The organism is Saccharibacillus alkalitolerans (genome assembly GCF_011090185.1).
GTDB classification, from domain to species: domain Bacteria; phylum Bacillota; class Bacilli; order Paenibacillales; family Paenibacillaceae; genus Saccharibacillus; species Saccharibacillus alkalitolerans.
The window spans coordinates 640,538-666,283 of record NZ_JAAFGS010000004.1; the positions used below are offsets into that span (position 1 = coordinate 640,538).

Annotated in this window: 25 protein-coding genes; 6 read left to right on the forward strand and 19 right to left on the reverse strand. The window is 56.8% G+C overall.

Annotated features, from left to right (window positions below; genetic code table 11):
• The first annotated feature begins 102 nt into the window (after nucleotides 1-102).
• The 3 genes from GYN08_RS14665 to GYN08_RS14675 all read left to right on the forward strand — a co-directional run bounded on the left by GYN08_RS14665 (nucleotide 103) and on the right by GYN08_RS14675 (nucleotide 2,813).
• Entirely contained in the window at nucleotides 103-1,257 is a 1,155-nt protein-coding gene (locus GYN08_RS14665; RefSeq protein WP_235946260.1) for a sensor histidine kinase, read from the forward strand.
• Nucleotides 1,244-1,897 carry a response regulator transcription factor gene (locus GYN08_RS14670; protein WP_166275451.1) on the forward strand — a complete coding sequence of 218 codons (654 nt, stop codon included), beginning with the start codon at nucleotides 1,244-1,246 and terminating at the stop codon, nucleotides 1,895-1,897. Before GYN08_RS14665 ends, GYN08_RS14670 begins: the two co-directional genes overlap by 14 nt.
• 88 nt (nucleotides 1,898-1,985) lie before the next feature.
• Nucleotides 1,986-2,813, forward strand: coding sequence for a CPBP family intramembrane glutamic endopeptidase (locus GYN08_RS14675; RefSeq protein WP_166275453.1), 828 nt, complete (start codon nucleotides 1,986-1,988; stop codon nucleotides 2,811-2,813).
• 774 nt (nucleotides 2,814-3,587) lie between these two features.
• Here GYN08_RS14675 and csaA read toward each other — a convergent pair.
• From csaA to rlmH, 6 genes are all read right to left on the reverse strand, one after another.
• Nucleotides 3,588-3,920 (reverse strand): chaperone CsaA, encoded by a 333-nt coding sequence (gene csaA, locus GYN08_RS14680; RefSeq protein WP_166275455.1) that lies wholly within the window; start codon nucleotides 3,918-3,920, stop codon nucleotides 3,588-3,590.
• A gap of 95 nt (nucleotides 3,921-4,015) precedes the next feature.
• Nucleotides 4,016-4,339, reverse strand: coding sequence for a putative quinol monooxygenase (locus GYN08_RS14685; RefSeq protein ID WP_166275457.1), 324 nt, complete (start codon nucleotides 4,337-4,339; stop codon nucleotides 4,016-4,018).
• Between the two features lie 24 nt (nucleotides 4,340-4,363).
• Complete coding sequence (locus tag GYN08_RS14690; protein WP_166275459.1) at nucleotides 4,364-5,464, reverse strand: FAD-dependent monooxygenase; 1,101 nt, start codon at nucleotides 5,462-5,464, stop codon at nucleotides 4,364-4,366.
• Between the two features lie 11 nt (nucleotides 5,465-5,475).
• The gene (locus GYN08_RS14695) at nucleotides 5,476-6,327 is read right to left on the reverse strand and encodes an SDR family oxidoreductase (RefSeq protein WP_166275461.1); all 852 of its coding nucleotides are present in this window, start codon (nucleotides 6,325-6,327) and stop codon (nucleotides 5,476-5,478) included.
• A 335-nt stretch (nucleotides 6,328-6,662) separates the two neighbouring features.
• The gene (locus GYN08_RS14700) at nucleotides 6,663-7,238 is read right to left on the reverse strand and encodes a TetR/AcrR family transcriptional regulator (RefSeq protein WP_166275463.1); all 576 of its coding nucleotides are present in this window, start codon (nucleotides 7,236-7,238) and stop codon (nucleotides 6,663-6,665) included.
• A 254-nt stretch (nucleotides 7,239-7,492) separates the two neighbouring features.
• Entirely contained in the window at nucleotides 7,493-7,972 is a 480-nt protein-coding gene (rlmH, locus tag GYN08_RS14705) for a 23S rRNA (pseudouridine(1915)-N(3))-methyltransferase RlmH (RefSeq protein ID WP_166275465.1), read from the reverse strand.
• Nucleotides 7,973-8,134: 162 nt separating this feature from the next.
• Here rlmH and GYN08_RS14710 point away from each other — a divergent pair, with 162 nt between their 5' ends.
• Entirely contained in the window at nucleotides 8,135-9,319 is a 1,185-nt protein-coding gene (locus GYN08_RS14710) for a hypothetical protein (RefSeq protein ID WP_166275467.1), read from the forward strand.
• Nucleotides 9,320-9,439: 120 nt separating this feature from the next.
• Here GYN08_RS14710 and GYN08_RS14715 read toward each other — a convergent pair whose 3' ends face one another.
• A complete protein-coding gene (locus GYN08_RS14715) occupies nucleotides 9,440-10,279 on the reverse strand; it encodes a helix-turn-helix transcriptional regulator (RefSeq protein WP_166275469.1) in 840 nt (279 codons plus the stop codon).
• 132 nt (nucleotides 10,280-10,411) lie between these two features.
• On the opposite strand from GYN08_RS14715, the gene GYN08_RS14720 reads away from it, so the two are divergent.
• Nucleotides 10,412-11,023 (forward strand): isochorismatase family protein, encoded by a 612-nt coding sequence (locus tag GYN08_RS14720; protein WP_166275471.1) that lies wholly within the window; start codon nucleotides 10,412-10,414, stop codon nucleotides 11,021-11,023.
• Nucleotides 11,024-11,120: 97 nt separating this feature from the next.
• Here the strand turns inward: GYN08_RS14720 and greA are convergent, their stop codons facing one another.
• The 11 genes from greA to GYN08_RS14775 all read right to left on the reverse strand — a co-directional run bounded on the left by greA (nucleotide 11,121) and on the right by GYN08_RS14775 (nucleotide 23,369).
• Nucleotides 11,121-11,600, reverse strand: coding sequence for a transcription elongation factor GreA (gene greA / locus GYN08_RS14725; protein WP_166275473.1), 480 nt, complete (start codon nucleotides 11,598-11,600; stop codon nucleotides 11,121-11,123).
• 76 nt (nucleotides 11,601-11,676) lie between these two features.
• A complete protein-coding gene (locus GYN08_RS14730; RefSeq protein ID WP_166275475.1) occupies nucleotides 11,677-12,756 on the reverse strand; it encodes a YdcF family protein in 1,080 nt (359 codons plus the stop codon).
• Between the two features lie 119 nt (nucleotides 12,757-12,875).
• Nucleotides 12,876-13,043: a CxxH/CxxC protein gene (locus GYN08_RS14735; RefSeq protein WP_166275477.1), complete on the reverse strand. Its 168-nt coding sequence runs from the start codon at nucleotides 13,041-13,043 to the stop codon at nucleotides 12,876-12,878.
• A 24-nt stretch (nucleotides 13,044-13,067) separates the two neighbouring features.
• Nucleotides 13,068-14,306 (reverse strand): S1C family serine protease, encoded by a 1,239-nt coding sequence (locus GYN08_RS14740; protein WP_166275479.1) that lies wholly within the window; start codon nucleotides 14,304-14,306, stop codon nucleotides 13,068-13,070.
• Nucleotides 14,307-14,505: 199 nt separating this feature from the next.
• Nucleotides 14,506-15,321, reverse strand: a complete 816-nt coding sequence (locus tag GYN08_RS14745) for an MBL fold metallo-hydrolase (RefSeq protein ID WP_166275649.1) — start codon at nucleotides 15,319-15,321, stop codon at nucleotides 14,506-14,508.
• Nucleotides 15,322-15,353: 32 nt separating this feature from the next.
• On the reverse strand, nucleotides 15,354-16,094 hold the full coding sequence (gene yycI, locus GYN08_RS14750) for a two-component system regulatory protein YycI (protein ID WP_166275481.1): 741 nt from the start codon (nucleotides 16,092-16,094) through the stop codon (nucleotides 15,354-15,356).
• Nucleotides 16,095-16,139: 45 nt separating this feature from the next.
• Nucleotides 16,140-17,441, reverse strand: coding sequence for a YycH family regulatory protein (locus GYN08_RS14755; RefSeq protein ID WP_166275483.1), 1,302 nt, complete (start codon nucleotides 17,439-17,441; stop codon nucleotides 16,140-16,142).
• On the reverse strand, nucleotides 17,438-19,303 hold the full coding sequence (walK, locus tag GYN08_RS14760; protein ID WP_408015070.1) for a cell wall metabolism sensor histidine kinase WalK: 1,866 nt from the start codon (nucleotides 19,301-19,303) through the stop codon (nucleotides 17,438-17,440). The genes GYN08_RS14755 and walK overlap by 4 nt, the downstream gene beginning before the upstream one ends.
• A 3-nt stretch (nucleotides 19,304-19,306) precedes the next feature.
• The gene (gene yycF / locus GYN08_RS14765; protein ID WP_166275485.1) at nucleotides 19,307-20,035 is read right to left on the reverse strand and encodes a response regulator YycF; all 729 of its coding nucleotides are present in this window, start codon (nucleotides 20,033-20,035) and stop codon (nucleotides 19,307-19,309) included.
• Nucleotides 20,036-20,226: 191 nt separating this feature from the next.
• Complete coding sequence (locus GYN08_RS14770; RefSeq protein WP_166275487.1) at nucleotides 20,227-21,888, reverse strand: M23 family metallopeptidase; 1,662 nt, start codon at nucleotides 21,886-21,888, stop codon at nucleotides 20,227-20,229.
• A 194-nt stretch (nucleotides 21,889-22,082) separates the two neighbouring features.
• Nucleotides 22,083-23,369, reverse strand: coding sequence for an adenylosuccinate synthase (locus tag GYN08_RS14775; protein WP_166275489.1), 1,287 nt, complete (start codon nucleotides 23,367-23,369; stop codon nucleotides 22,083-22,085).
• A gap of 496 nt (nucleotides 23,370-23,865) precedes the next feature.
• Here GYN08_RS14775 and GYN08_RS14780 point away from each other — a divergent pair, with 496 nt between their 5' ends.
• A complete protein-coding gene (locus GYN08_RS14780; RefSeq protein ID WP_166275491.1) occupies nucleotides 23,866-24,243 on the forward strand; it encodes a DUF2512 family protein in 378 nt (125 codons plus the stop codon).
• A 137-nt stretch (nucleotides 24,244-24,380) separates the two neighbouring features.
• Here the strand turns inward: GYN08_RS14780 and dnaB are convergent, their stop codons facing one another.
• Nucleotides 24,381-25,745 carry a replicative DNA helicase gene (gene dnaB / locus GYN08_RS14785; protein WP_166275493.1) on the reverse strand — a complete coding sequence of 455 codons (1,365 nt, stop codon included), beginning with the start codon at nucleotides 25,743-25,745 and terminating at the stop codon, nucleotides 24,381-24,383.
• Nucleotide 25,746: the final 1 nt, after the last annotated feature.

The window sequence follows — 25,746 nt, forward strand, 5'->3', positions numbered from 1 at the left end:
GTCCAAGGTCAACCCTTCATTTGGCGGCAGGAACGACAAAAGTGCCGACCCCCCCCCTATTTTTTCGTTATAATGGATACTATGAAGAAAATATCGTCTTTTATGGAATGGGGTCTATTTGCTCTTCGTTCCTATCACTATATTTTGCTGGGGTATCGGCTGCTGCAAGTAAGCGAATTTTCGATCCTGACGGTAGCGAATATGGTTTGGCTGATGCTGGCGCTCGTCGTCCCTATGCTGTTCTGGTTTCCTGGGATTCGAAATAACAAGACTTGGTTCTGCATTACGGAGCTGCTGCTGGGCGGTTCTTACTATGTGAATTCCGATATCCATCCGGATCTGACTTCAAGGGCGGACTACTTGCTGCTCAGCCTGATCATGGGATACTTAATGACGAAGAAGACGATCTGGGTGATTCCCGTGGTGGCTTTCATTCCTTTTTTGTCGCAGACTTATTTGCATTTGCCTTGGGAGCACGCATTCAGCTTCGCAGCAGACAATTTATTGTTCTGCTTCATCGGCATATGGGCGAGCTCCGTAGCCAGGGCTTATGAAGAGAAGAACAAACTGGCGCTGGAAGTGGAACGGCAAAATAAGCTGCTCACCCTCTATTCTGCGGAAGTCGAGACCCTTACGCTTCAGGAAGAGCGCACTCGCATGTCGAAAGAGCTTCATGACACGTTAGGGCACTCCTTTATCTCCCTTATTATGAGCTTGGACGCTTCGATTGCTCTACTGGATCGGAAGCCCGAGGAGGTCAAAGACCGATTGATCCGCTTAAGGTTGCTTGCCGAGCAAAATTTGGACGATATGCGAAACATTGTGCACGAAATGGCGGAGGAAGAAGGAGAGAGCCTTACCGAGCAGGTAGAGAACCTTGTTTCCCGTTTCCAAGAGCACACGGGAACCGTACTCGTAGTCAAGCTGATGGGGACAGAGCCCAGGCTGCCTTTTGAAGTACGGCAGACGGTCCTCCGCGTTATTCAGGAAGCCTTCACGAATGCGCTCAAACACGGAAAAGCTTCCCATTTGTCTTTGGAGTTGGACTTTGCCGCGAGCCTACTGCAGTTGGCAGTCCGAAATAACGGCATACCGATCAAAAACACGGATTACGGCTTTGGCCTAACCACGATGAAGCATCGCATTGAGCGATTGGGAGGCAGCTTGTCCGTGAATGCCAAGGAAGAAGCCGAGGCGATGACCGAAGTTAGATGCGAAATACCGCTGAAGGGAGTGCTCCCGCATGTCGAACATTAAGGTACTGATTGCCGACGACCAGGAATTGATTTTGGAAAGCTTACATATCGTGCTGTCCATGGAGGAAGATATCGAAATCGCCGCATTGGCCAAAAACGGGGAAGAGGCCATTCAAGGCTGCGAGCAATTTCGGCCCGACATCGTGCTGATGGATATCAACATGCCCGTCATGGACGGCGTAGCCGCAACGGCCCTGATCAAGAAGCGATTCCCCGACATCAAGATCATTATGCTGACTTCGTATAAGGAAGTGGAATATGTGCTTGCGGCGTTGGGTCATGGCGCGGAAGGTTATCTGCTCAAAGCCATTCATCCCAAAGATCTGGCTGCGGGCATACGCGTCGTTCATACGGGAGGCACGTTAATCACGCAGGAGATGGCGGGCAAAATGATTAAAAGCCTGAACACGAACTCCGCATCGGCCGTAAAAAACAATGAATACGGGCTCAGCGCCCGCGAACTTGAAGTGCTGCATAAGCTGGCTTCCGGCCTGCGCAATCAAGACATTGCCGAGGCGCTTTTTCTCAGTGAAGGGACCGTTAAGAATTACATCTCCACGATCTATTCGAAGCTTCAAGTCAAGGGAAGGCGAGAAGCCACCCGCATCGCCCGAGATTCAGGCATATTGAATCAGAAGTAACCGGATCATGACCAAAGCGCACTGTGCCGATATGACTTTTTCAGCCTAAACTTATAACCATCAAACGTTATAGGAGCTGAGAACAGACATGAAGAAAACAAGCGCCAACCGCATAAATAAGCTGATTCGCTTTCCGATCACCTGGATGCTGTTGGGTGCGGTCGCCATTATTGCTGTACAGGGGCTGCTCCTTATGCTGACCGAGCAGGTGGATGGCGCCGCTTCTCTCGCCTTAACCCTTCTGTTGAGCGCAGCAGCCATCCTGGTGTATAAGCTGATTATGAAGCACTTGGCTCTGCGGCCCACTCCGGAGCTATCCGGCAAGCGCGCATGGAAGGAAGCTTTGGGGGGCATCCTCACGGGGGCGATTTTTATCGCGGTGTCCACGCTTATGATCGTCATGCTCGGCGGCTACTCTTTTCAATGGGCGGCGGTCGCAGATCCGGGTTCTATTGTTATGACGGCAATCGAAGCCGCGTTGGGCGCAGCTATCTTCGAGGAACTGGTATTTCGCGGATTGATGCTTCAAGCCATACAGAAATTAACGGGCAGCTGGATAGCGCTCGCGATCACCTCGCTTACCTTCGGGGCTTTCCATCTTGCCAATCCGGGAGCAACGCTGTGGAGCGCGCTCGCCATTACCCTCGAAGCGGGGGTTCTGCTCGGAGCCGCGTTCTTGTGGCGGCGCAATTTATGGTTCGCCATGGGGCTGCACTTTGCTTGGAACGCGCTCGAAGGCGCGCTCGGCATCCCTGTGTCCGGACTGCCTGCGGCGGGATTGTTCACCGTAACGGCAAACGGCTCGACTTGGCTCACCGGCGGAGATTTCGGCTTGGAAGGCTCCATCGTCACGGTGATTCTGGGACTTGTGATTGCCATTCCGATGCTGATCGGCGCTGCGCGGAAGCAGCCGTAATTCGTCTCGGCGCTAACGGTTCTCCGCTCCCAGATCGCACAGCTGCTCCAGCATCGGCCGACGGGCAGCATGATCGGCGTGACGCATCTGGCGTTTCCGGAGCAGTGGGTGGAAGTCAGCGCGGCAGCGCAGGTGGGGTGAGTGAAAAAGAGGAGGGACTTCGCACCAACCGCGAAGTCCCTCCTCTTTTTCGACAACATATTCGCCATATGCGGCTCAACTTGCTTCCATACGTTAGTAGGTAAAGCAGAAACGAATGTTCCGATGTATGGCGGTAAGTTGATACTTCTTTCCAAAAGTATCTGGAGTTTTGGGAGAAGAGATTGAAGATTTGAACGGTAGAGCCTTGCAGCGGCTTATTAAGGGGGCACGTGGGTAATATCAGACGTGAATTCGCCCTATTTATGATACGGTCCACCCGTATCATAAATAGGGCGAAATCTTCCTAGGCCTTAACTTTGCTCTTTATCATTTAAATTGTCTGCGTGGAATGGCAGTACGACTACCAAAAGACAAGCTTATTGTTGAGGCATCTTTCAAACTCAAGTTCGTTAATTTTGACAGCTTTTATCCTTCCCTCGGCTCTCTGCCTATTTGGTAGATCGGCGAGTGTTTCGGACAACGAATCGGGGATTGCTGTCTGTCAACATAGGTTAACAATGTGTCAGAAACTTTGTTTAGACAGAAGGTTAGAGTGGGAAGTTTTACATCGTACATACCAATAAGTCTCCAGTTATTACTGGAGACTTAAAAAAGCATCGCCGTAGATCCTTTTTACGAAATAGCAGTACCATTAGGCATTTCAGCATCCGGCTTTAATAGAATAACATCTCCTTTTTCCGGGACACCTCCCAAAACTAATACCTCCGATTTGAATCCCGCAATGCGCCGAGGAGGAAAATTGACGATTCCTATAATTTGCTTCCCTACAATTTCCTCAATCTTATAACGCTTAGTTATTTGTGCACTTGAAGATTTCATCCCGATCTCCGGTCCAAAATCAATCTTAAGCTTTATCGCAGGGACCTTTGCTTCTTCAAAAAACTCCGCCTCCTTAATCGTTCCGACACGAATATCTAGTGCTGCAAAATCCTCGATCGTTGCCAACGTTTTGCCTCCTCCGCCAAAGTCTTTAAGCGCTCACGAAAATATCTCTCACGCTTTACGGACAGAACTTAATGAGTTCCGCTCGGTGCTGCATTTTACTGCGCCGGGCGGAACGGCTGCAAGAGTCGAATCCCTTCCTCGATAGATCCCTCCATCAGTTCTAAGAGCTGAGGCACCAGTTCCTGCATCCGCGGGGCGTTCAGGTGCCGATCGAGAGCATCCCGGTTTTCCCAGCGCTCATAGATGATGAATGTACCGGGCTGGCCTTCTACCTCGTGGGCCTCGTAGTCAATGTTGCCCGGGTCGTTGCGCGACGGAGTGACAGCAGCAGTCATGAATGCCTTCATCTCGGCTTCTTTCCCTGCTTTGGCTCTCGCCTCCCAGAGTACAGTAACGTAACGGTTCTTTGTGTCGTTCATTCTAATTCCTCCTAATACCTTAGTTCAAAGCTGTAATGAGCGTCCAAAAGTACGATTAAAGCCTTGGCCGGCAAGAACATCTTGACGAACTATATCTAAACGGCGTGTTTGGTATTCACTCAAAGCATTTATTATCGAATTCGGATGCTTTTTAATGGCATCCATAATGGCAACCGTATCGTCAAGCGAGTCATTAAAGCCTGCGCCCGTCATCGGCGACATGGTATGGGCTGCGTCGCCGATCATGGCTATTCTTCCTTTTGACAATACATTAGGGAGGTATTCATTAACAGGAGCCCCGATTAAACTGCGATCCTTAATCGCGATTTGCAAAACGACATCCTCTTCTTTGCTCCAGTTAGCTTGGCTGGTTTGTGATAGTTCTTTCAGCAGCGAATCCGGAACAGCTTCGCCGTATAAGGAATGCTGGATAATCCCGTCCTTTAACACGCCTAATTCAGACAGCAGCGGATTATGCGAATGATCAAACCAGCAAAAACCTATCCATCGCTGGCCGGGATGGGTTCCCCCCTCTTTCCCTGGCATCACCGCAGTTGTCAATTTACCGGCGGCACTATCGCTGAAATAAGCGCTCGAAAGCTGCCGTTTTTTCCAGTCTTTCTTTGGCAGCAAATTTTCGTCCACTTTCCCTACCCAAGCCAGATAGCCAGCATAATCTGCAAATGGTTTGTCAGGGCTTAAATAACGGCGGACAATACTGCGATATCCATCTGCGCCAATCAAGAAGTCTCCTTTAAACGTCTGCTCCTCTTCACTGGTAGCCCAAGCGGACGATTCATTTTGCCCAACGCTAACAATTCGTGTATGGTGCTGAAGGGTAATGCCGGGTTCTTTAGCGACCGCGTTGCGCAGACGTTGTTGAATGGCTGACCAGGCTTCAACATGGTTGTTGCCATTGGATGCCAAGTGCCTTAGTTCTCGTTCAATTTCACTGTTACGATAGGGCTTCGTGTGTAAGCGAATAAAAGCACCGTTTCTTAATGATGAATCTGCACGTTCAAGAATGGTCACTGCATAACCAGAACGGGATAACGCAAGCCCCATCATTAGACCACCCAAAGATCCACCTACAATAATGGCATGTTCAACCTGTTGTTGTGACATGATGCATTCTCCTACTGCAGCTTCATCTGACTGCGGAGCATCCGATCGAGGAGTTTGTCCGGGAGAATACGGACCAGTCGGGTCAGCAGTGCCGAATCGCGGCCTGCCGTATAGCGGGTGCGCGGCTTGCTTTCATGGATTGCGCGTGAAATAACTGCTGCCACTTTTTCAGGGCGGATACCGTCCGTGGCCCATGATTCTGCCTGAGCCTTCACGGCATCAAAGAGACGGTCATGACGTCTGTGCTGATCCGGCGTCATCAACTTGGATAGCCGCTCCGCCGTCGTAATCCCTTGCTCCGACAGTCCCGTGCTGACGCCACCCGGAGTGATCATGATGACTTTAAGCCCGAACGAGGCCATCTCCCTCCGAAGACTGTCATTGATTGCTTCCATGGCAAACTTTGCTGCCGAATAGATTCCGAAACCGGGCATGGAGACCTTTCCGCCAAGCGAGCCCACATTGACTACGCGTCCGCCGCTGCTCAGCAATGCCGGAGTAAGCGCCTGAATAACCGCAACCTGTCCGATCACGCTGACTTCGATCTGACGGCGTAACTCATCAAGCGGAACCATCTCGAGAGGTGCATTAACGGCGATTCCGGCATTGTTGACCACTGCCCGCAAGGGGCGACCAAGCGGATCCTTCACTACCCGTTCTGCCAGCGCCTTCAGTGTCTCGACATCGGTAACATCGACGATCACCGGCTCGATATTGTTGCTTTTGATTTTGTCGGCGTCTTCCTGACGGCGAACCCCTGCCAAAACGTGAAATCCGTCAGCGGCGAGCTGCTCCGCGGTAGCCCTGCCGATGCCGCTGGACGTACCTGTTACGACGACCATTTCTTGAGTTTGGAATGACATAGTAAACCTCCTAAGTTTGATAAGATATGGATCCCTGTATAGCACTGTTATAGGGCCATTATAGCACCGCTATATAGAGCTGTCTATAGCAGTGCTATATTTTTTTCGAAGTGTCCTGCGGTCCGAACATGGCTTTGACGGGTGCTGCGCGATGCACTTGGCGTGCCTTTCATCTGTCACCCAACACAAACACAAGAAAACTAATGCTCACATCCTCCAAACATAAAAAAAGATCGCCATCCTCCTGGAGTCCAGGTTGGATAGGCGATCTTTTTTTATGCGTCTTCTAAATTGAATATTTGCCTGGAGTCTCCAGGCTCTGTCACCCGAATCGCTCATTCCGAATCGGCGTCCGTCCTCGGGATCAAAATGATCTGCATGACGCTCTCCCGAATGAGATCAACGACGTCGGGTTGGGGTGGAGGAGACTTACGAATCTGGGCTGTCACATACAGCCAAGAGGCCGTATTGGCGGAAGCCCAGACCAGATCTGCTGCAGCCTCGGCGGACACAGCCAGTTTGCCTTCGTCGGCGGCTCTCTGAATATTTTTCACCAATGCTTGGTGCGACTGGTCTGCTGCCTCGATATGGGCACCCTCGAGCAACCGCCCCATCATCGCCGCATAAATCCGAGGACGGGCTGCCGCGAAGCGAACATAGTCATCCCATCCTTGACGAAGAGCTATTTCGGGAATGGTGGACTCCACAGCGGCAACCTTGCTTTCAAATAACTGCTTGAACGCTTCCACTATAGCTGCACTCAGGAGTCCATCGGCATTACCGAAATGATGGTAGAGGGTAGGAGCCGTAACCTGCGCGATCGAAGTTACGGCTCGCGTCGAAAATTGGGCTCCGCCCTCCTCTTCGAGTACCTTAAGAGCAGCTGCCAATATTTTATCGTATGTGTTCATACGTCTATTATAGCAGTGCTATACGCGTATGTCTATTAAAGAGGTCGTACTTCTGTGATTATAATACCTGTAGGATTCTGAAGACCTTGCGAGAGTACGAACCCTGTCGTTCAAGGTGCCGATCCGGCAAGTTGTGATAGAACTTCCGATATTCTTCGCGTCGGTTCGCACAAGAAGGGAATTTTCCCGATCTGCATAGTCTTTTAAAATGCTGGTATAAACTTCAATTTCTTTTCTTCGTCAAAAAATTTGTGTCATTTGTGGTAAGGTTCCCCCCGATTAATCTTCACCGCCCGATACACCTGCTCCACCAACACCAGCCTCATCAACTGATGCGGCAGCGTCATCCGCCCGAAGCACAGCTTCTGCTGCGCCCGCTTCAGCACTTCATCCCCAATTCCATGGCTCCCGCCGATCACAAACACCACATGGCTGCTTCCGTATGTCGCCAACCGATCCAGCTCCGAGGCCAAATCTTCGGAACTCCACATCTTCCCGTCCAGCGTCAACGCGATGACGTGGGCGTCCGGCTTGATATGGCTCAGAATCCGCTCCCCTTCCTTGTCCTTCACGATCTTCACTTCCGCGTCGCTGAGCGTATCCGGCGCTTTCTCGTCCGGCACTTCCACGATCTGCAGTTTCACGTACGGCGTCAGCCGCTTGCTGTACTCCGCGATGCCCTGCACCAGATATTTCTCTTTCAACTTGCCGACTCCGATAATTTGAATAAACATAAATCCTCCCGGTTTCCGTTCGTGGTGTGGTGCCTCCATTATACGATATCGTCTGCCCCGAATCTCCGATGCGGCAAAAAAAGGCGGCCGTTTCGCCAGCTTCCGTTTTATACTGAAAGAGATAGAATGTTCACTCTATTTCCCGAGAAACGGAGCGATATCATGAACCTACAGCATCTCTATGCCGAACGGCTTAACTTCAAATTCGATCTCGGCCTGCCGCACCGCGATATGGGCGCCTTCGAATACGCGAGCTGCGACGACGGCAGCATCGAGCTGTTTCCCGTCGGCGGCGACGGCGATTTTTTCGCCAACTGGATGACCGAGCTGTGGCCGCCCGATCCGCGCTACGGGGATCCCGGAGATCGTCGGCCTATTCTGCACCGCACGTTCCCGCAGCTCGGCGTCTACGACGAGCAGGTGCTGAACTTTCTGCTGTACACGCTGAACGCGACGCTGTCTCTTCCGCCGCTCTCGCCTTATCACGCCATGAACGAGCGGATGAAGCAGTACGCTTTTTTCCGGTTGGCCCGTTTGTCCGCTCTCTCTCCGGAGAATGCCGAGCGAAAAGACTCCCTGCGGGACTTCTTGTTCTGGTTCTATCTGTACGCCCATCCGGTGAACGGCGATACGTTGGAAGCTTTCTCGTTCCGCGGCGCCTCCGCTTCCGGGCAGGCCGAACTGATCCATACGGAATCCGGCGTCTCTGTACGGGACTACTTCCGGGCTTACCACGATTATTATGCCGAGCGTCATGAAGCGTTCGAAGAACGGCTGACGCTGGGACCGGAGGAGATCCGCGCCTGCGGGAACTTGACGCTTCTGCTGCTGGATGCCCTCGAAGGACGTCCGTCGACGGAGACGGATATGCCTATGCTGCCGACGCTTCCCGGACATCCGGAGCTGGACGCGGCGATCTCGCTGATCCATTCGCCCGGCGGGCTGCTGTCCGAGTATACCCGGGGCCGAAGCGCCGTATTCGAGGTCATGGGCAGGCTGTTTGAGACTTCCCCTTCGACAGACGATATGGTAAAAGAGACCTCCTCTATCGCGAACGACGGCGCGGCCCCCGCCCGGTCTTCCTACCACGATTATATCGCCGGCATGCTGCTGGACGATTATATCTGCTGCGTGCTGCATGTCGATTTCGACGAAATCTTCCGGCTGATCGCCCATTTCGAGCCTGCACCGGCGCTGCGCACGAAGATCGTCAGCAGTCTGTTCGCCGATACGATCTTTCTTCAGAAAAGGCTGCGGCAGCAGGGGATCGACCTTGTTTCGGATTACCCGGAGGTTACCGCCTGCTTCGACGAAAACGCCCGGCGCATGTGGGGCGTACAGCGATAACGCAAAATGCTGCGCTTGTTTCCTCCCAACCTAATTTTTGTTTCCGCGCCAAAAAAGACGGCCGCTCCCCCCTCAGGGCGGCAGCGCCGTCTTTTTCGTTTCCGCTTAACTTCCCGTCAATTATCCGCCCGTCTCCAGCAGCCTCTTCATTCTCTCCCGCGTCTCCGCGTCCAGCGGAAGATTGACGGTTACTTGAAGATCGGCGGAGTCGATCGCTTGAAGCGACAAATGGCCGAAGCGCAGGATGCCCGCCGTCGGATGCATCAGGCGCTTTTCTCCCTCCGGCGCATGCAGCACCTGATGCAGAGGCCACCATTCCCGAAACTCTCCGCTGCATGCCTGCAAATCTGCGATCATCTCTTCCCACCACGGATCTCCCGCCGCGTGCGCGTAATTGGCGCGAAACTGGGCCAGACGATGCCGCGCGTTTTGCTCCCACTGCTCGCCGAGCAGCCGACGCGCGTATTCGGTCGTGAACAAGCGCCAGATCGTGTTTCTTTCCCTGGCCGACATCGCTTCGTAATCGCCGAACACCAGAGCGGCCGCGCGGTTCCAGCCGACGATGTCCCAGCGCGCGTTCACCGCGAATGCGGGGCTGTCCCCCTGCCTGTCCAAAAACATCTGCAGAAGCGGGCTGACTTCAAGCTGGGGCTCGTGCCGCTCCGCCGGCGGATGTCCCGCGGCCAGCAGAAACAAATGCCGGCGCTCCTGCGGGTCCAGCCTCAGCGTGCGCGACAAGCTGTCCAGCACCTGGGCGGAGACTTGAATATCCCTTCCCTGCTCCAGCCAGGTGTACCAGTCCACGCTGATTCCCGCGAGCACGGCGACTTCTTCCCTGCGCAGCCCCTGGGTTCTTCGTCTTCCGCCGACGGGCAGACCGACCTGCTCCGGAGTCAGACGGGCCCGCCGGGTGCGAAGGAATTCCGCCAGCGGTTTGGTTTTTTTCGATTCTTCCCGCATCTCTTCAACCCTCCTCGATCCGAATATCCCGGGAGTGCCGCTCCTAGGTTAACTTCCTCCCTCGCTGCCCCGCTTTTCCGGTTCTATACTGATATCGTCATCATTATACCCGGATTACGAGGAGGAACACGAATGAAAACGAACACGCAAAGCGCCGCCCCTTCCTCTACTCAGGAACAGGAACCGCTGCTCGAATGGAACAAGACCGCCCTGGTCGTTATCGATCTGCAGGGTTGGACGAAAGGCGTAGAGTATGCCCCTTATTCTTCCGAGACGGTCGTCGCGCGTGCCGCCGAGCTGGCCGAACGCTTCCGCGAAAAAGGCGCTTTTGTCGCTCTTGTGCATGTATCCAGCCGGGATTTTCGGGACATTCCCAAGCCCCGGCTCGACGCCTCGCCTCCGCCCATGAACCTGGAAGAAGGCTGGGACGATTTCCTTCCCGGACTCGGCCGGGCCGAGAGCGATCACGTCGTCGTCAAAAAGCAGTGGGGCGCTTTTCACGGGACGGATCTCGATCTGCAGCTGCGCCGCCGCGGGCTCGATACGATCGTCCTCTGCGGCATCGCTTCGGGCATCGGCGTCGACACGACGGCCAGGGAAGCTTTTCATCACGGCTACCGGATCATTTTCGCGATCGACGCCATGACCGGATTTACCCTGGCCGAGCACGAACACGTGCGCGATTTCATTTTCCCGAGAATCGGACGGATCCGCACGACGGAAGAGATTCTGCAGGTGAAATAATTGCGCTCCAACCGTTTCCGAACGTCATGCAAAAAGACGGCTCCTTCGCCCGCAAAGGCAGAAGCGCCGTCTTTTTCGTTTTTCTCTCGGATCTGCTTTACAGTCCCTTGATCTCCAACAGCTCGTACGCGATCGTGCCCATCGGCGCTTCCACGCTGATCTTGTCGCCGACCGCTTTGCCCATCAGCGCTTTGCCGAGCGGGCTCTCGTAGGAGATCTTGTTGTTCGCCACGTCCGCTTCGGCCGGGCCGACCATCTGGTACTCCAGCTGCTCGCCGAATTCGACGTCGTTCAGGACGACCGTCGAGCCGACGTGCACCGTATTGGAATCCATATGTCTCGCATCCACGATGCGCGCTTTGGTCAGCATTTTCTCAAGCTGCAGAATGCGGGTCTCCATAAACGCCTGCTCGTCCTTGGCCGAATGGTACTCGCTGTTCTCCTTCAGGTCGCCGTAGCTGATCGCCAGCTTGATGCGCGCGGCCAGCTCTTTGCGCTTCACGTATTTGAGGTCGTCGAGCTCCGCCTGGAGCTTGTCGAACCCTTCCTGCGTCAATACTACTTCTTCGTCTGCCATGCTTTTGCTCACCCCACTCGAGTTTCTTCCTTTTAAGTGTACTCCTTTTCCGCCCAACAATCGAATATTTCGCGTTTTAGACGCCGACCGAGCGATTTACCCACCAGAGCGCCAGCGCAATCAGGGCGAACATCAGCACGATCAGCCCGATCACCGCGATATGCCATTTACGGTACATGGACAAAATGGCGATATATTCGCGGATAAACGCGTTCGGCAGATAGTAAAAAGCGGTCTTCGACCCGATGCCGTCCGCTTTAAGCCCCGCTTTGCGCGCATACACGCCGGCTCGGAACAGATGGAAGTTGTTGGTCGCGAATACGCAGGTGTACCGTCCTTCGCCGCTTTCCTCGTCCATGATCTTTTTGGAAAAAGCCATGTTCTGCAGCGTATTCACCGAACGGTCTTCCAGGATGATCCATTCGTCCGGAATCCCCTGCTCCAGCAAATAATTGCGCATGGCGGCGGCTTCGGAGATCATCTCGTCGGAACCTTTGCCGCCGGAGACGACGAATTTCGGAGGCACGTACGGCATCGCTTCCTGCTTCCGGTAAAAGGCGATGGCGCGCTTCAGCCGCCCGGCGAGCAGCGGCGTGACTTTGTCTCCCTTCAGTCCGGCGCCGAGCACGACGATGTAATCCCGCGGCGGCTTCGGACGCACCAGATTGTACAGGATGCACGACACGAGGTAGCAGAGGAATACGAATCCCAGATACGCGGTGATCGTCGCGATCAAGACTACGGGCAGCGCCAACTCTTCGTGACCGGTCCAAAAAGGCGCCAGAATCAGCAGGCCCAGGTAAAGGAAGATCAATAAGCCGAGTCCCAGCGTCAGCAGGTTTTTCGGTTTAAAGCCTTCTTTCCTCCATAAAATGCGCGCGTTGTAGATCAGCCCCGCGCCGGTACCGATAACGAGCAGCGGCACCAGCACGATAAAGATCAGCGCTCCGAACACGGTCGCATAGCGCACCGTGTCGATCTCGTCGGCAGCCCGAATCACGCTGATCATGAGCGAGAAGGCGAGCATCAGCAGACCGAGCGTCAGCAGCATGCCGACGCGGATCCGGCGCTTGTCGCGCAGGTAGCTGATCATAAAAGCAAACAGAACCAAAGCGGTCAATCCGTAGCTGAACACGTTAATAAAAAGGAAGTCCATCGGTTTAAAAGCTCCCTTTCGTCGCCGACCAAAGAGACCGTCCGCAAGTCCCGCTGCGCGGGATCAGGCGGGCGGCCCTTCGGCCGGTCGCGTATAATCGTTCTCCGGCGCGGGCTGCGCTAGACGACCAGCACTTCCGCCGGTTCTTCGCAGTGCGCGCACTTGACCGGCGGGTCCCAATCGGAGAACTCGGTCTCCTTCAGGTTCACCAGGTCCGGCGCGTCTTCGTATTCGTCCAAAAATTGTTCAAGCGCGGTCTCGATATGTTGTTTGCATACACAGTACATGAATGACACTCCCGAATGTTAGTTTTATTGATTCCCCGCCTCGGGCCGCTCCCCCAGCGTGACGGTGACCGTGTTCTTTTTGCCTTCGCGATAGTAGCTGATCTTCATCTTGTCGCCGATGTGCTTGCGCTGATACAGATATTTGCGCAGCATCAGGGTAGAGTCGATCGACTGGTTGTCGAAACCGACGATGACGTCGTTCAATCGGATGCCGGCATCTTTGGCGGGGCCGAGCGATTCCAGCACGACGACGCCTTTCTCGATGCTGCTCGGAAGCTTCAGCTCGTCGACCTGATCTTCGGCCATAGGCGCGTACGGATTGTTCAGATCGAGCGAGTAGACGCCTAGGTACGGCCGGCTGATCTTGCCGCTCTTCAGCAGTTCGTCGGCCGTCGCCATGACCTGGTTGATCGGAATGGCGAAGCCGATTCCTTCGACCCCCGCGCTGGCGATCTTCATCGTGTTGATGCCGATCAGGCGGCCGTCGAGATCGACCAGTGCGCCGCCGCTGTTGCCTTCGTTGATGGCCGCGTCGGTCTGAATCACCTGCTGTTCCCAGTCATAGACGCCGTCTTCGTTCAGCGAGACGGGCATCACTCTCTGGGGGTAGCTGACAATGCCCGAAGTCAGCGTATCGCCGAGCCCGAGCGGATTGCCGAGCGCGATGACCGTCTCGCCGAGGTCCAGGCGGTCGGAATCGCCGATCTGCGCGACGGCTTTGACTTTGCCGCCGTCGATCTCCAGCACCGCTACGTCGGTGATGATATCGGAACCGAGCAGCTTCGCTTTCAGGCGGGTGCCGTCGGTCAGCACCGCCTCCAGCTGCCCCGCCCCGGCGATCACATGCTGATTCGTGATGACATAAGCTTTGCCGCCCTGCTTCTCGAAGACGACGCCCGAACCGAGCGCCGCGTTCTCCAGCGAAGTGTCGCCCGCCGTCCGGTGGTTGACGATGCTGACGACCGAGGGCCGCACGGCGGCCGCGGCCTGCACGATCCGGTCGTACGGATCGCCCGAAGCGGAAGCCGAACCGAGCGCGGCAGCGTTCAGCCGCGGCAGCACCACGGCCGTGAACAGGCCGACCAGCAGCAGCACGGTCAACAGCGAAGCGAGCACCGCGCTGACCGCGGCGGTCCAGGCGCCGCCCGAGCGGCGTTCGTAGCCGCCGTAAGCGCCGCGTCTTCTTCCGCGGCGAGGACTTGTCTCGCTGAACCCGCGCCGGCGTCCGCTTCCGCCGTAGTATTCGTCATCAAACAGCCCCATATGCACCCATCCTTCTATCCGTGCATCCGCTCGCTGCGGGATCGGCTTCGATGCCGACCGTCCCGAGCGGCGGCTTCGGACGCTTTCTTTTTGCCCTAGTTATCCTCTATTCATTAAACCGATTGCCCGGCCGCCGACGCCGTCCGTTCGGAACGGCCCCGCCTGCGGGGCAGAGCCGGACCTGGCCGGCATTCCGCCTTCATTCCCCGGTCTTGCTCCCCACTTCGTCCCAAGGAGTCGGCATGTTCCAGTGCGTATCGCGCAGCTGGAACTCGCTGTCCTTAAAAAACACGCCGCAGTCTTCCATCGAGCATCTGACCGTCATCTTGGCGATGTCCATCATGTTGTGGTCGCGGCTGAGGTGGGCCAGATACGTGCGTTTCAAGCGGCCGTTGAGCAGCTCGCTGAGCGCTTCTCCCGCCGCGTTGTTGGACAGGTGACCGATGTCGCTCAGAATACGGCGCTTGATGTTCCACGGATAGCGGCCCATGCGCAGCATCTCGATGTCGTGATTCGATTCAAGCACCAGCACGTCCGAATCGTAGATCGATTCCTTGACCTTATCGCTCATGTATCCGAGGTCCGTCGCCAGACTAAGCTTATGCATGCCGTCGTCGAACGTATAGCCGACCGGTTCCGCCGCATCGTGCGAGATGCCGAACGAGACGGCCCGCAGCGAACCGAAGTCCATCGCGGCGCCCGTTTCCATGATTTTGCGCTGCTCGGGCTCGATCTTCCCGACATGCTTCTCCATCGCTTCCCACGTGCTCGCGTTGGCGTACACGGGAAGATTGTATTTGCGCGCGATCGCGCCGAGTCCCTTGATATGATCCGAGTGCTCGTGCGTGATCAGGATGCCGCTGAGATGCTCCGGCGACACGTCGCGCTCGCGAAACAGCTCCTCCAGTCTTTTTGCGCTCAGGCCCGCATCGACCAGCAGCGACGTGCCGCCCAGTTCGATGACCGTGGCATTGCCCGTCGATCCGCTCGACAATACGGTAAAACGCATTCCCATACCCATTTGTGTTCTCCTTCTCTCCTGCTGCTTCAGGGACTGATAACGTCGCCGCTTGCGCCCTGCACGTAGTAGACGCTGTACGAGGACGAATCGCCGTTCTCGACGGTGAAGCGCCAGACCGGCGCCGCCACCTGCGTCTCGGAATCGAATGTCTGGCCGTAGAAGCCGAGCACGATTTCCTTGACGACCGCCCCTTCGGGCAGGTAATTCTCGACCAGCGTGCCGAGCGCCTTCTGCGCCGGCAGCACCTCCGTCGCCGCTCCCGCTTCTTGAATTTCCACGGGAGCTCCGAGATAGGCGGTGATCTTTTGGTCGGTATAAAAAAGTTCCAGGCTCGCGTTAAACAGCGGCCATTGATCTTCGAACAGCGGGTGCAGCGTGAACGATCCGTCTCCGCTGCCTCCCGCGGCGAACGCGTCGTAACTGTAATCCCCGATGTCCGGAATTTCGGACCGCAGCGCCGCCGCGAGATCGCCGGGAGCGAAGATCAGCTTGCTGTCGGCCGGAGCGGCAAGCCGGACGGGACCGTCCGGAGTCTTATGCGTATACCGGTACGAAATTTTCGGCAGGCTCGGCGTATCGGCGGGCACGGAGGTCAGCACCTGGATGTTCTTCTCTTCCATCGCGCGCTGCGTGCTTTCGCTCAGCGAGTCGAAGCCGAGGCTTGCGCCCTGCTGCTCGCGCACATCGTTCCAGAGCTGGTAACCCAGCACGAGATTCAGCAGCAAAAACGCATAGATCAAGACGTTTTTGGCTCTTCCCCAATCCAAGCTTCGTCCCCTCCTTTCGCCCTGCCGCCGCTTCCCGGCGGTCCGTCAATTGAATGTCACGGCCGAATCGTCCGACAGCACCGCCACCCAGCCGGGCACGAGCCGCAGCGTAGTGCCGTTCATGCGCGGCGTGTAGGCCGGGTACAGATTCGTTACCTTCAGGCCGTGCACTTCTTCGACTTTCGTTATCCGGTCGATCAGATCCTGGCCGCCGGACAGCGTATACTGCGGCCCCGGCTGCGCCGCTTCCGGCGTCTCCAGCAGCGAGCGTTCGTAGAACGAGACCGTTCCCTGCTGAAGAATGAGACTCATGTAACCGTAGCGGACGGTGCCGCTGCCCAGAATCGGCAGGGAACCGTAATACTGCTGAAAGCGAACGCCGATGTCCGAATCGGCATTCGATTTCTTCTCGCGGATCGGCAGTTCGGCACGGTAGGTGCCGTTCCAGCCTCCGTGCTGGTTGACGAAATCGACCGCCGATAGCACGCTCTCCGTGGCATCCGCCCGAACGGCCGGCACGGCCGCCGGATCGGTATACGTCATCCAGCGTCCGTCGTCCTCGATCTGGAGGCTGCGCTTGCTGTCGGTATAGATCTCCGATCCGTCCTGCTCGTGAATATTGCGCGTCACGGCCGGATCGGCAAACAGATTGCGCTGCATCTGGTCGCTGGTGAAAGCATCCGTCTCCAGCACCGCCTCCGCCAGCACGATCGGCTTGGACGGCACGTACAGCGTATGCTTTTTCAGCGGCGTATAAGGCGTCCAATCTTCCCCGAACGCCACATGCTGCAGGACATCCTGCACGGTCAGGTCCAGCTGCTTGGCTTCGTACACGTCCTTCCCGTTCGAGCTGAAGAAGAACGCGCGCGGCTTCTCTTCGCCGCTTCCGGTATAAATCCAGATGCGGTCGATATCCGCCGTCTCGAACGCCGCGTCGGCCGACAGCCGCATCTTTTTCTGCAGCAGCGGCACCGGCAGGCCGGTTCCGAACGAGAGCTCGATGCCCGGATTTTCGGCCGCGATCTTCCCCCAGTCCTCGCCGGATACCGGCTGCACCTGGAAGGCCGCGAAATCGCGCGCCTGAACGCGCGCGTAAATCAGCTTGTAAAAAGCGGAGTCCGGATAAAAAATCGTATGCCGGTCCTCGCCCATATGAATGATCATCCGATCGGGATACAGCGTGTCTTCCACGCTGTGCTGCTCGCCCATCTCGTCGGTCCGTACATAACCGGCCGACGACACCGCCGTCGAACCCGTACCGGGCAGCCGATAGATCAGCAGATAGCTCTGCGCGAGGCTGGCGGCGACAAGCAGCGTGAGCAGCACCGTTTTGAATCGCTCTTTCACTTGCCGCCGCCCCCTTCCGCATAGGCGGGAAGCGTGAACGTCACGCGCGTTCCCTGCCCGTACTCCGACTCGATGGCAATCTCGCCTCCGTGCGCTTCCACGATCTCGCGCGCGATGGCCAATCCGAGCCCGGTGCCGCCCATGCCGCGCGAACGCGCTTTGTCGACCCGGTAGAAGCGCTCGAAGATTCGGCCCAGTTCTTCCTTCGGAATACCGATGCCGGTATCGGACACGATGATCGCGTAACGCTTACCGTCCTCGAGACGGCGGGCATCCAGCGTTACCAAGCCTCCTTCGGCCGTGTACTTCATCGCGTTGGATACGACATTGTCCAGCACTTGGTCGATCTGGTCGCGGTCGACGTCGACCGCCCCCAGGCTGGGCAGCGCCTTGAGCGAAATTCCGATTCCCTTATCCCGCAGCGGGAAAGTGAAACGTTCGGCGACCTCCTCGATCATCTCGAACAGATCGGTCTTTTTGCGGCGTACCGCCGTTTCCTTGGAATCCATTCGCGACAGCTGCAGCAGGTCCGTCACGAGCCGGATCATCCGTTCCGTCTCGTTCTGAATGACGCCGACGAAGCGGCCGGCCACTGCGCGGTCGTCGAGCGCTCCGTCCTCCAGCGCCTCGGTGTAGCTCTTGATCGTCGTGAGCGGCGTGCGCAGCTCGTGCGAGACGTTGGCCACGAATTCGCGCCGCAGCGTATCGAGCCGCTCCTGCTCGGTAATGTCCTGCAGCACGGCGATGGTGCCGCTGACGCCGACCTCCGTCCCGCCTTCGCGGCGGTGGATAGGGCTGAGCGTCGCCTTGATCGTCAGGTCTCCCAGCCCGCCCGGTCCGCCGGGCGAATCCGGCGTCCCTCCGCTGCCGCCCAGAATGATGCTGCGCAGTCCGGCCGCGTTCAGCTCCTCGTCTTCTTCCGGCAGGTCCAGCAGCTTCGAGATGCTGCGGCCGATGATCTCCGCTTCCCGCATGCCGAGCATGGCGCTCGCGACCCGGTTGACCAGAATGACCGAACCGGATTCGTCGGCGGCGATCACGCCGTCGCTCATGTTGGTCAGGATGGAGGACAGCTTCTCCTTCTCCTCTTCGTTCAGAGACAGCACGCCCTGCAGCCGGCTCGTCATATGGTTGAACGCCTCGCCGAGCTGGCCGATCTCGTCGTCGCCGAATACCGGCATCCGCACGTGGAAACGTCCTTCCGCGACCGCCGTCGCCCGCTTGGTCATCTCCTTGATCGGCTGCGTGACCGTATGCGCCAGAATGACGCCGAGCACGGCCGTCAGGCCGAGCGCGATCAGCACGCCGGAGATGAAAATGCTGTTGATGCGCTGCATTGTGTCGTACAGGCTCTGCATCGAAGCGACGATATAGATCGCGCCGACGATCTTGCCCCCGCTGAATACCGGCTTGGCGACGACCTTTTTGCGCAGATTGTCTTCGTCGACGATGTATTCCTCGTTATCGTCGATGCCCTGAAGCGCGCGGCTGACGACCGTCTGCGTGTTCTTGCTGTTGACGAGGTCCGCATGCGACGACAGCGAGGTGATCAGCACCCGGCCGCTGACGTCGAGCACCTGGATCTCGCCGCTGCTCATGCTGGAGAAGTTGTCGACCAGCGTGCGCAGGCTCGCCGTCTTGTCTTCCGCCGCTTCCCCGCTGCCGCTCCAGTTCTGACCCGCCAGCACGGACAGCAGTTCGGCCTGTTCCTTCAGATCGTTCGTAAAGTTGTTCGTCAGCGACGTCTTCATCGCGCTCACGAAGTAGACGCCGATCAGCTGCATGGCGATCAGGATCAGCAGCATGTAGACGATGATCAGCTTGGCCTGCACCGAACGGAAAAACGGCGCTTTGCGCAGCATCCTCTAAAATCCTCCCGGCTTGTTCGATCGCATCATGTAGCCCAGTCCGCGCCGGGTCAGAATGTATTCCGGCTTGCTCGGGTCGTCCTCGATTTTTTCGCGCAGTCGCCGAACGGTCACGTCGACCGTCCGCACGTCGCCGAAATATTCGAAGCCCCATACCGCCTGCAGCAGATGTTCGCGGGTCATGACTTTGCCGGCGTTTTTCGCCATATAGTAAACGAGTTCGTATTCGCGGTGCGTCAGGTCGAGCGGCTCCCCGTTTTTGTACACCGTGTACATATCCGTATCGATAAAGAGAGCTTCCACCGTCAATCCCTGCCGCCGCTGCTCCTGCGCGCCGCTTCCGAGATGCAGCGCCGCGCCCGGCTGATGCCTCCGCATCTGAGCCTTGACCCGGGCCAGCAGCTCGCGCGTGCTGAACGGCTTCGTCACGTAGTCGTCCGCGCCGAGCTCCAGGCCCAGCACTTTGTCGATCTCGCCGTCTTTGGCGGTCAGCATGATGATCGGCACCGCCAGCTTGGCCCGGACTTCGCGGCAGACGTCCATCCCGTCCTTGCCCGGCAGCATCAAATCGAGCAGAATCAGGTCCGGCGGCTCGCTCAGCGCGAGTTCCACCGCTTGAATGCCGTCGAACGCGCAGGTGACTTCGTAGCCTTCTTTTTCAAGATTGAACTTCAATATATCCGCAATCGGCTGTTCGTCGTCCACAACCAGGATTTTGCCCTGCATTCCTTTCAGCCCCCCTGCTTCGACTCCCCGAGTTTCTTTAGATCGCGCCGGGGGATATCCCCCTTATTTTATCATAGGCGACGGGAAAAAGCGCCGCCGGAAGATGCCGGCGGCGCTTTAAAAAAAAGGATAGCTCCTGCTTCGGCTGCCGGTTTGGCTGCAGCCTTTCGTTTTCGACCGCTTCATGCCTGTTAAGGCAGGTAGGACAGCGGATTTTGAGGCGTTCCTCCCTGACGGATCTCGAAGTGCAGATGCGTGCCGGTGGAATGTCCGGTATTGCCCATGACGCCGATCGACTGGCCGCGGGATACGGACTGGCCGACGCTGACGCCGATACTGCTCAAATGGCCGTAGCGCGTCTCGAACCCGTCGCCGTGGCTGATGATGACGATGTTGCCGTAGCCGTTCATTTGACCGGCGTAGGTTACCGTTCCCGGCGCGGAGGCCATAATGGTGGACGGTCCCGTCAAGTCGACGCCGGCATGCAGCTTGCCCCAGCGGGTGCCGAACGTGCTGGAGATCGAAGCGCCGCTGACCGGCCAGCTGAAGCCGCTGCCGCTCGAAGTGACTTCTTCCTGATTATCGTCGCCGGATTTGCTCGGCGATGAAGACGATTCGGAGGATTGGGATTCGGATTCGGACGAACTGCCGGAGGACCGTTCCTCGCCCTTCTGCGCCGGATCCGCTTCAACCTTTTCCTCGGCAACCGGCTTCTCTTCCACGATCACTTTCGTTCCTTTGACGATAATGATCGGAGCGGAACGGCGAACCACTTCCTGGCCGATCCATTCCTCGCGCACGATCTCGCCGTTTTCCTTCGTCAGGCGGTAGTCGACCCGCTTCGATCCGCTCTTGCCCGGCGAAGCGACGATCCGCTTGCCCGCGGCAAGGTCGGGATTGCGGCGGATGACCATCTCCGGCGCGGTCGGAATGAGCTCGGAGACCGACTCGACCGTGGTGACCGTCATGGCCGGATCCGGCAGCGTGATGCGCAGCACCTGACCGATCTGCAGCGTGAATTCTTCGATGTCCGTGTTGTTCGCGTACAATTCGTCCTGCGTGATGCCGAATTTGGCCGCGATGGAGCTCACCGTATCGCCTTCGGCGACGGTGTAGGTAACCGGATCTTCTTCCCCGACCGTCAGCAGCTTGTACGCTTCCTCCTCGGTCAGAATTCGCGTCGGCGACGTCTTGGTCTCGTTGTAGGCGATCTTTTCGTTGATCTTGATGGAGTCCAGCTTCGCGGTCGAACCGTCTTTCGAAGCGGCGCTGCCCGTCGACGCCAGCTTCTTCGTCGCCCGGCCCGCGGTCTGCGTCCCTTTTTGGATATAGGACTTCTCGGCTTTGCGCACCAGCTTCTTGGCGGTGGCTTCGTCCTTGACGATACCGACGACTTTGCCGCCCACGACCAGTTCAACGCCGGTAGCATAAGCCTTGATGCTTCCGTCCAGCTTGCTCAGCGTCGCCTCGGTATCCGGGACGGCTTTATAGCCTTCGGCTTCTTCCGCGCGGATGTTCGCCGTATACAGCTTCATGTCCGCGCCGGGATACTTTTTCGCGAACTCCCGCTTCTTCTTCGCGATCAGCTCGTCGAGCTGCTTCTTGTCGGCGATCGTGCCGATAACGGTGTCGCCGGAGTAGACCGTATAGTAAGGATAAGTATGCTCTTCTACGTATTTGAATCCGCCGAAGGTCAGCCCGCCCGCGATCACGACGCCGCCCACGATCCCCGCTGCCCAGCGGCGAATCTTCTTCGGTCTTCCTCCCGCCAAAACGATCCTGCTTCCCTGCTGCATTTCCGACTGCTCGGAAACGGCAGCTTCGCCCTGGCCCTTGTTGTCCAAACTTTCCATGATCTTCTCCTTTGCCTGGCAGACGAAATAGTGTCAAAATTTTAACCTTTTCAAAACCTTTGTTTACTTTACCACAGCCCAAGCGAACAATTCAACTTTGCAAAACGGCAAAAAACCCGCGCCGGGCGCGGGTTTGGGTGTGTGTCGCTAACTTTTTCCGAACGGTCGGCGACCGCGGTCAAGCCTGCTTGGGCTTAGACGTAGATCGGCAGAACCGGATTCGTCTGCTCGCGGTTGCGGCCGACGGAGAAGATGGCGATCGGAATGCCGGTCAGTTCGCTGACGCGGTTCACGTAATTGCGTGTCGTTTCCGGGAGATCGTCCAGCGTCTTGGCGCCGGTGATGTCTTCGCTCCAGCCCGGCATTTCCTCGTAGACCGCTTCGCACTGCGCCAGCATTTTCAAGCTTGCCGGGTAGTGGGTAATGATCTCGCCGTTCAATTTGTAACCGGTGCAGATCTTAACCGTCTCGAGGCCCGTCAGCACGTCCAGCGAGTTCAGTGACAATCCCGTGATGCCGCTGACGCGTCTCGCGTGGCGCACGACGACCGTATCGAACCAGCCGACGCGGCGCGGACGGCCCGTCACGGTGCCGTATTCGTGGCCCGTTTCGCGGATCGTGTCGCCGATCTCGTCATGCAGTTCGGTCGGGAACGGTCCGTCGCCGACGCGCGTCGTGTAAGCCTTGGCGACGCCGATGACCTGGTTGATGCGCGCCGGGCCGACGCCCGATCCGATGCAGACGCCGCCCGCGGACGGGTTGGACGAAGTGACGAACGGGTACGTGCCCTGGTCGATGTCCAGCATGACGCCCTGCGCCCCTTCGAACAGCACTTTTTTATCTTCATCGATGTATTCGTTGAGCACGACCGACGTGTCGCAAACGTAAGGACGAAGCGCTTCGGCATATTCCAGATAATTTTTCAGAATTTCTTCCGCGTCGACCGGAGTGCCGCCGTATACCTGCTCGATCATATGATTTTTCTCTTTGACCAGATGGCGCAGCTTCAGTTCGAACTCTTCGGCGTCCATCAGGTCCGCCATGCGGATGCCGATGCGGGCCGCTTTGTCCATGTAGCACGGACCGATCCCTTTGCCCGTCGTGCCGATCTTGTTCGGTCCTTTGCGTTCTTCTTCCAGCGCGTCCAACACCATGTGGTAAGGCATGATGATATGCGCCCGGTCGCTGATGGACAGGTTTTTCGTGGTGAATCCGTTATCGTGAATGTAGTTGATTTCCTCGATCAGCGCTTTCGGGTTGATGACCATCCCGTTGCCGATGACGCAGGCTTTGTCCTGATAGAAAATGCCCGAAGGAATCATCGTCAATTTATACTTTTTTTCCTCGATCAAAATGGTATGGCCCGCGTTGTTGCCGCCCTGATAGCGAGCGACGACGTCGGCGCCTTCCGCCAAATAGTCCGTAATCTTGCCTTTGCCTTCGTCTCCCCACTGCGTTCCCACTACGACTACCGTTGACATTGTACATTCCTCCGTGGGTGCCTTTGCACCTTTGTATTGGTCGTCCGTCCTCTATCCCGGCAGGAATTTCGTCAATGGAAAGGCCAGCTGAGAAGCGTGCTAACGGACGAGCGGAGACGGCTTTTGCCGGATGCCGAGAGTCTGCCGGACAGTCCCTGGCGGCCGAAAAGCGCTCCTTATGCTGCTTTAACGCAGCACTCATAGTGTACCAGCCTCATTTTTCAAAGTCAAATAAATAACGAACGAATAATGATTGATGTGAATTAAATGTTCGGGAAAAAGGAAGGTAAGGGGCTTGGCGCCTTCTTCGGCGATCTGCAGAGCGGCGGACTGTCCCGGTTCCGATTTTCTCTTTTCATTTTCTTACCTTAAAAGCAACTTTATTTACATTTTATTTCCATGAAAAGGGTTTGAGTCGATGAAAGCGAGTTTAAATTAGGGGCATCATGCCTTCCCATAACCATCATCACGACAATACTTTTAAGGGGTGAAAAGAATGGCTAAACTCGCAGTCAAAATGCTGGCCAACGCAGTCGTCGTTATCGGATTGACCATGTGGTTCGGAGAAGCGGATTTCGTAAGCGCTCTGATCGTTACCGTTATCCTCGGCGCGATCGCTTATGTACTGGGCGATATGCTGATCCTGCCCGCAGCCGGCAATACCGCCGCCACGATCGGCGATGCCGCTCTTACGTATCTGGTGCTGTGGGGCGCTTCCTCGATGCTGGGCTGGAACCTTTCGTTTTTCGAAATGTTCGTGATCGCCCTGGTCGTCGGCATCTTCGAATTCTTCTTCCATGTGTGGCTGCTGCAGAGCGGCATTCCGGGCCGGAAAGACAATGCCGGACACCAACGTCTTCCTGCTCAGCGTTAAGAGCATGTAGAAAGCCCATCAGGCTTTAAGCCTTTTTCTTAAAAAGTCAAAAAAGGCGCCGGACATGTCGATGTCCGGCGCCTTTTTATTTCCCTGCCTGGAGGCCGCCGGATCTCCCCGGCGGCCTCTCTCCTCCGCTACCCCGCAAACGAGTCATGAGCCCGTTCGTAATTGACGAACTTATTGAAGTTCTTCAAGAACACCAGCTCCACGGTTCCCACCGGACCGTTACGCTGCTTGGCGATGATGATCTCGATGATGTTTTTCTTTTCCGTATCCGCGTTGTAGTAATCGTCGCGATACAAGAAGGCCACGATGTCGGCATCCTGCTCGATCGAACCCGATTCCCGAAGGTCGGACATCATCGGACGCTTGTCCTGACGCTGCTCGACGCCCCGGCTGAGCTGGGACAGCGCGATAACCGGCACTTCCAGTTCCCGCGCGATTTGCTTCAGCGTACGCGAAATTTCGGAGACTTCCTGCTGCCGGTTCTCGCCCGCTTTGCCGCGGCCTTGAATCAGCTGCAAATAGTCGATGACGATCATGCCGAGGCCTTTTTCCTTCTTCAGCCGCCGGCATTTGGAACGAATGTCCGCCACCGTAATGCCCGGCGTGTCGTCGATGTAGATTTCGGCTTCGGACAGCGAGGCGATGCCCATCGTCAGCTTGGTCCAATCTTCGTCGTTCTTGAATTCTCCCGTCCGCATGACGCTGGCGTCCAGGTTGGCTTCGGCGCAGATCATCCGCTGAACGAGCTGCGCCGCCGACATTTCGAGACTGAAAATGGCCACGGTCTCGCCCGCGCGAACCGAGACGTTCTGCGCGACGTTCAGCGCGAACGCGGTTTTGCCTACGGAAGGACGGGCCGCCAGAATGATCAAGTCGTTCCGCTGGAATCCGGCCGTCATGCCGTCGAGATCGACGAAGCCGGACGGAATCCCCGTCGTTCCGCCGCCGCCCGCATTCTGATGCAGCATTTCGACCCGATCGAACACTTCCATCAGCACGTCGCGGATCGCGATAAAGCCGCCGCTGGAACGGCGGTTGGAAATCTCGAGGATTTTCCGCTCCGCATCGCTCAGCATCAGTCCGACGTCTTCGCCGCCGGTGTAGCCTTCGCTCACGATCTGCGTCGCCGTGCGGATCAGCCGGCGCAGCATCGCTTTTTCCTCGATCATCTGCGCGTAATACTCGACGTTGGCGGCCGTCGGGACGGCATGCGCCAGTTTGGCCAGATAGCTGACCCCGCCGATATCTTCCAGCTGACCTTTATCTTTGAGCAGCGAGGTCAGCGTCACGAGATCGATCGGCTGACTCTCTTCCCCGAGTTGGACCATGGCCTCGAATATCATCTGGTGCGACTTGTCGTAGAAATCGTCGGCCGTAATTTTTTCCATGACTGTAATGAGTGCCTCGGCCTGAAGCAGTACCGCGCCCAGCACGGCCTGCTCCGCTTCCAGATTTTGCGGCGGAATCCGGTCGAAAAAGAGATCCTCGCTCATC

Excerpts from the sequence above, each read along its gene's own strand:
- GYN08_RS14665 (WP_235946260.1), top strand. The coding sequence starts at position 103 with ATGGAATGGGGTCTATTTGCTCTTCGTTCCTATCACTATATTTTGCTG.
- GYN08_RS14670 (WP_166275451.1), top strand. The coding sequence starts at position 1,244 with ATGTCGAACATTAAGGTACTGATTGCCGACGACCAGGAATTGATTTTG.
- GYN08_RS14675 (WP_166275453.1), top strand. The coding sequence starts at position 1,986 with ATGAAGAAAACAAGCGCCAACCGCATAAATAAGCTGATTCGCTTTCCG.
- GYN08_RS14685 (WP_166275457.1), bottom strand. The coding sequence starts at position 4,339 with ATGAACGACACAAAGAACCGTTACGTTACTGTACTCTGGGAGGCGAGA.
- GYN08_RS14690 (WP_166275459.1), bottom strand. The coding sequence starts at position 5,464 with ATGTCACAACAACAGGTTGAACATGCCATTATTGTAGGTGGATCTTTG.
- GYN08_RS14695 (WP_166275461.1), bottom strand. The coding sequence starts at position 6,327 with ATGTCATTCCAAACTCAAGAAATGGTCGTCGTAACAGGTACGTCCAGC.
- GYN08_RS14700 (WP_166275463.1), bottom strand. The coding sequence starts at position 7,238 with ATGAACACATACGATAAAATATTGGCAGCTGCTCTTAAGGTACTCGAA.
- rlmH (WP_166275465.1), bottom strand. The coding sequence starts at position 7,972 with ATGTTTATTCAAATTATCGGAGTCGGCAAGTTGAAAGAGAAATATCTG.
- GYN08_RS14710 (WP_166275467.1), top strand. The coding sequence starts at position 8,135 with ATGAACCTACAGCATCTCTATGCCGAACGGCTTAACTTCAAATTCGAT.
- GYN08_RS14715 (WP_166275469.1), bottom strand. The coding sequence starts at position 10,279 with ATGCGGGAAGAATCGAAAAAAACCAAACCGCTGGCGGAATTCCTTCGC.
- GYN08_RS14720 (WP_166275471.1), top strand. The coding sequence starts at position 10,412 with ATGAAAACGAACACGCAAAGCGCCGCCCCTTCCTCTACTCAGGAACAG.
- greA (WP_166275473.1), bottom strand. The coding sequence starts at position 11,600 with ATGGCAGACGAAGAAGTAGTATTGACGCAGGAAGGGTTCGACAAGCTC.
- GYN08_RS14730 (WP_166275475.1), bottom strand. The coding sequence starts at position 12,756 with ATGGACTTCCTTTTTATTAACGTGTTCAGCTACGGATTGACCGCTTTG.
- GYN08_RS14735 (WP_166275477.1), bottom strand. The coding sequence starts at position 13,043 with ATGTACTGTGTATGCAAACAACATATCGAGACCGCGCTTGAACAATTT.
- GYN08_RS14740 (WP_166275479.1), bottom strand. The coding sequence starts at position 14,306 with ATGGGGCTGTTTGATGACGAATACTACGGCGGAAGCGGACGCCGGCGC.
- GYN08_RS14745 (WP_166275649.1), bottom strand. The coding sequence starts at position 15,321 with ATGGGAATGCGTTTTACCGTATTGTCGAGCGGATCGACGGGCAATGCC.
- walK (WP_408015070.1), bottom strand. The coding sequence starts at position 19,303 with ATGCTGCGCAAAGCGCCGTTTTTCCGTTCGGTGCAGGCCAAGCTGATC.
- yycF (WP_166275485.1), bottom strand. The coding sequence starts at position 20,035 with ATGCAGGGCAAAATCCTGGTTGTGGACGACGAACAGCCGATTGCGGAT.
- GYN08_RS14770 (WP_166275487.1), bottom strand. The coding sequence starts at position 21,888 with ATGGAAAGTTTGGACAACAAGGGCCAGGGCGAAGCTGCCGTTTCCGAG.
- GYN08_RS14775 (WP_166275489.1), bottom strand. The coding sequence starts at position 23,369 with ATGTCAACGGTAGTCGTAGTGGGAACGCAGTGGGGAGACGAAGGCAAA.
- GYN08_RS14780 (WP_166275491.1), top strand. The coding sequence starts at position 23,866 with ATGGCTAAACTCGCAGTCAAAATGCTGGCCAACGCAGTCGTCGTTATC.
- dnaB (WP_166275493.1), bottom strand. The coding sequence starts at position 25,745 with ATGAGCGAGGATCTCTTTTTCGACCGGATTCCGCCGCAAAATCTGGAA.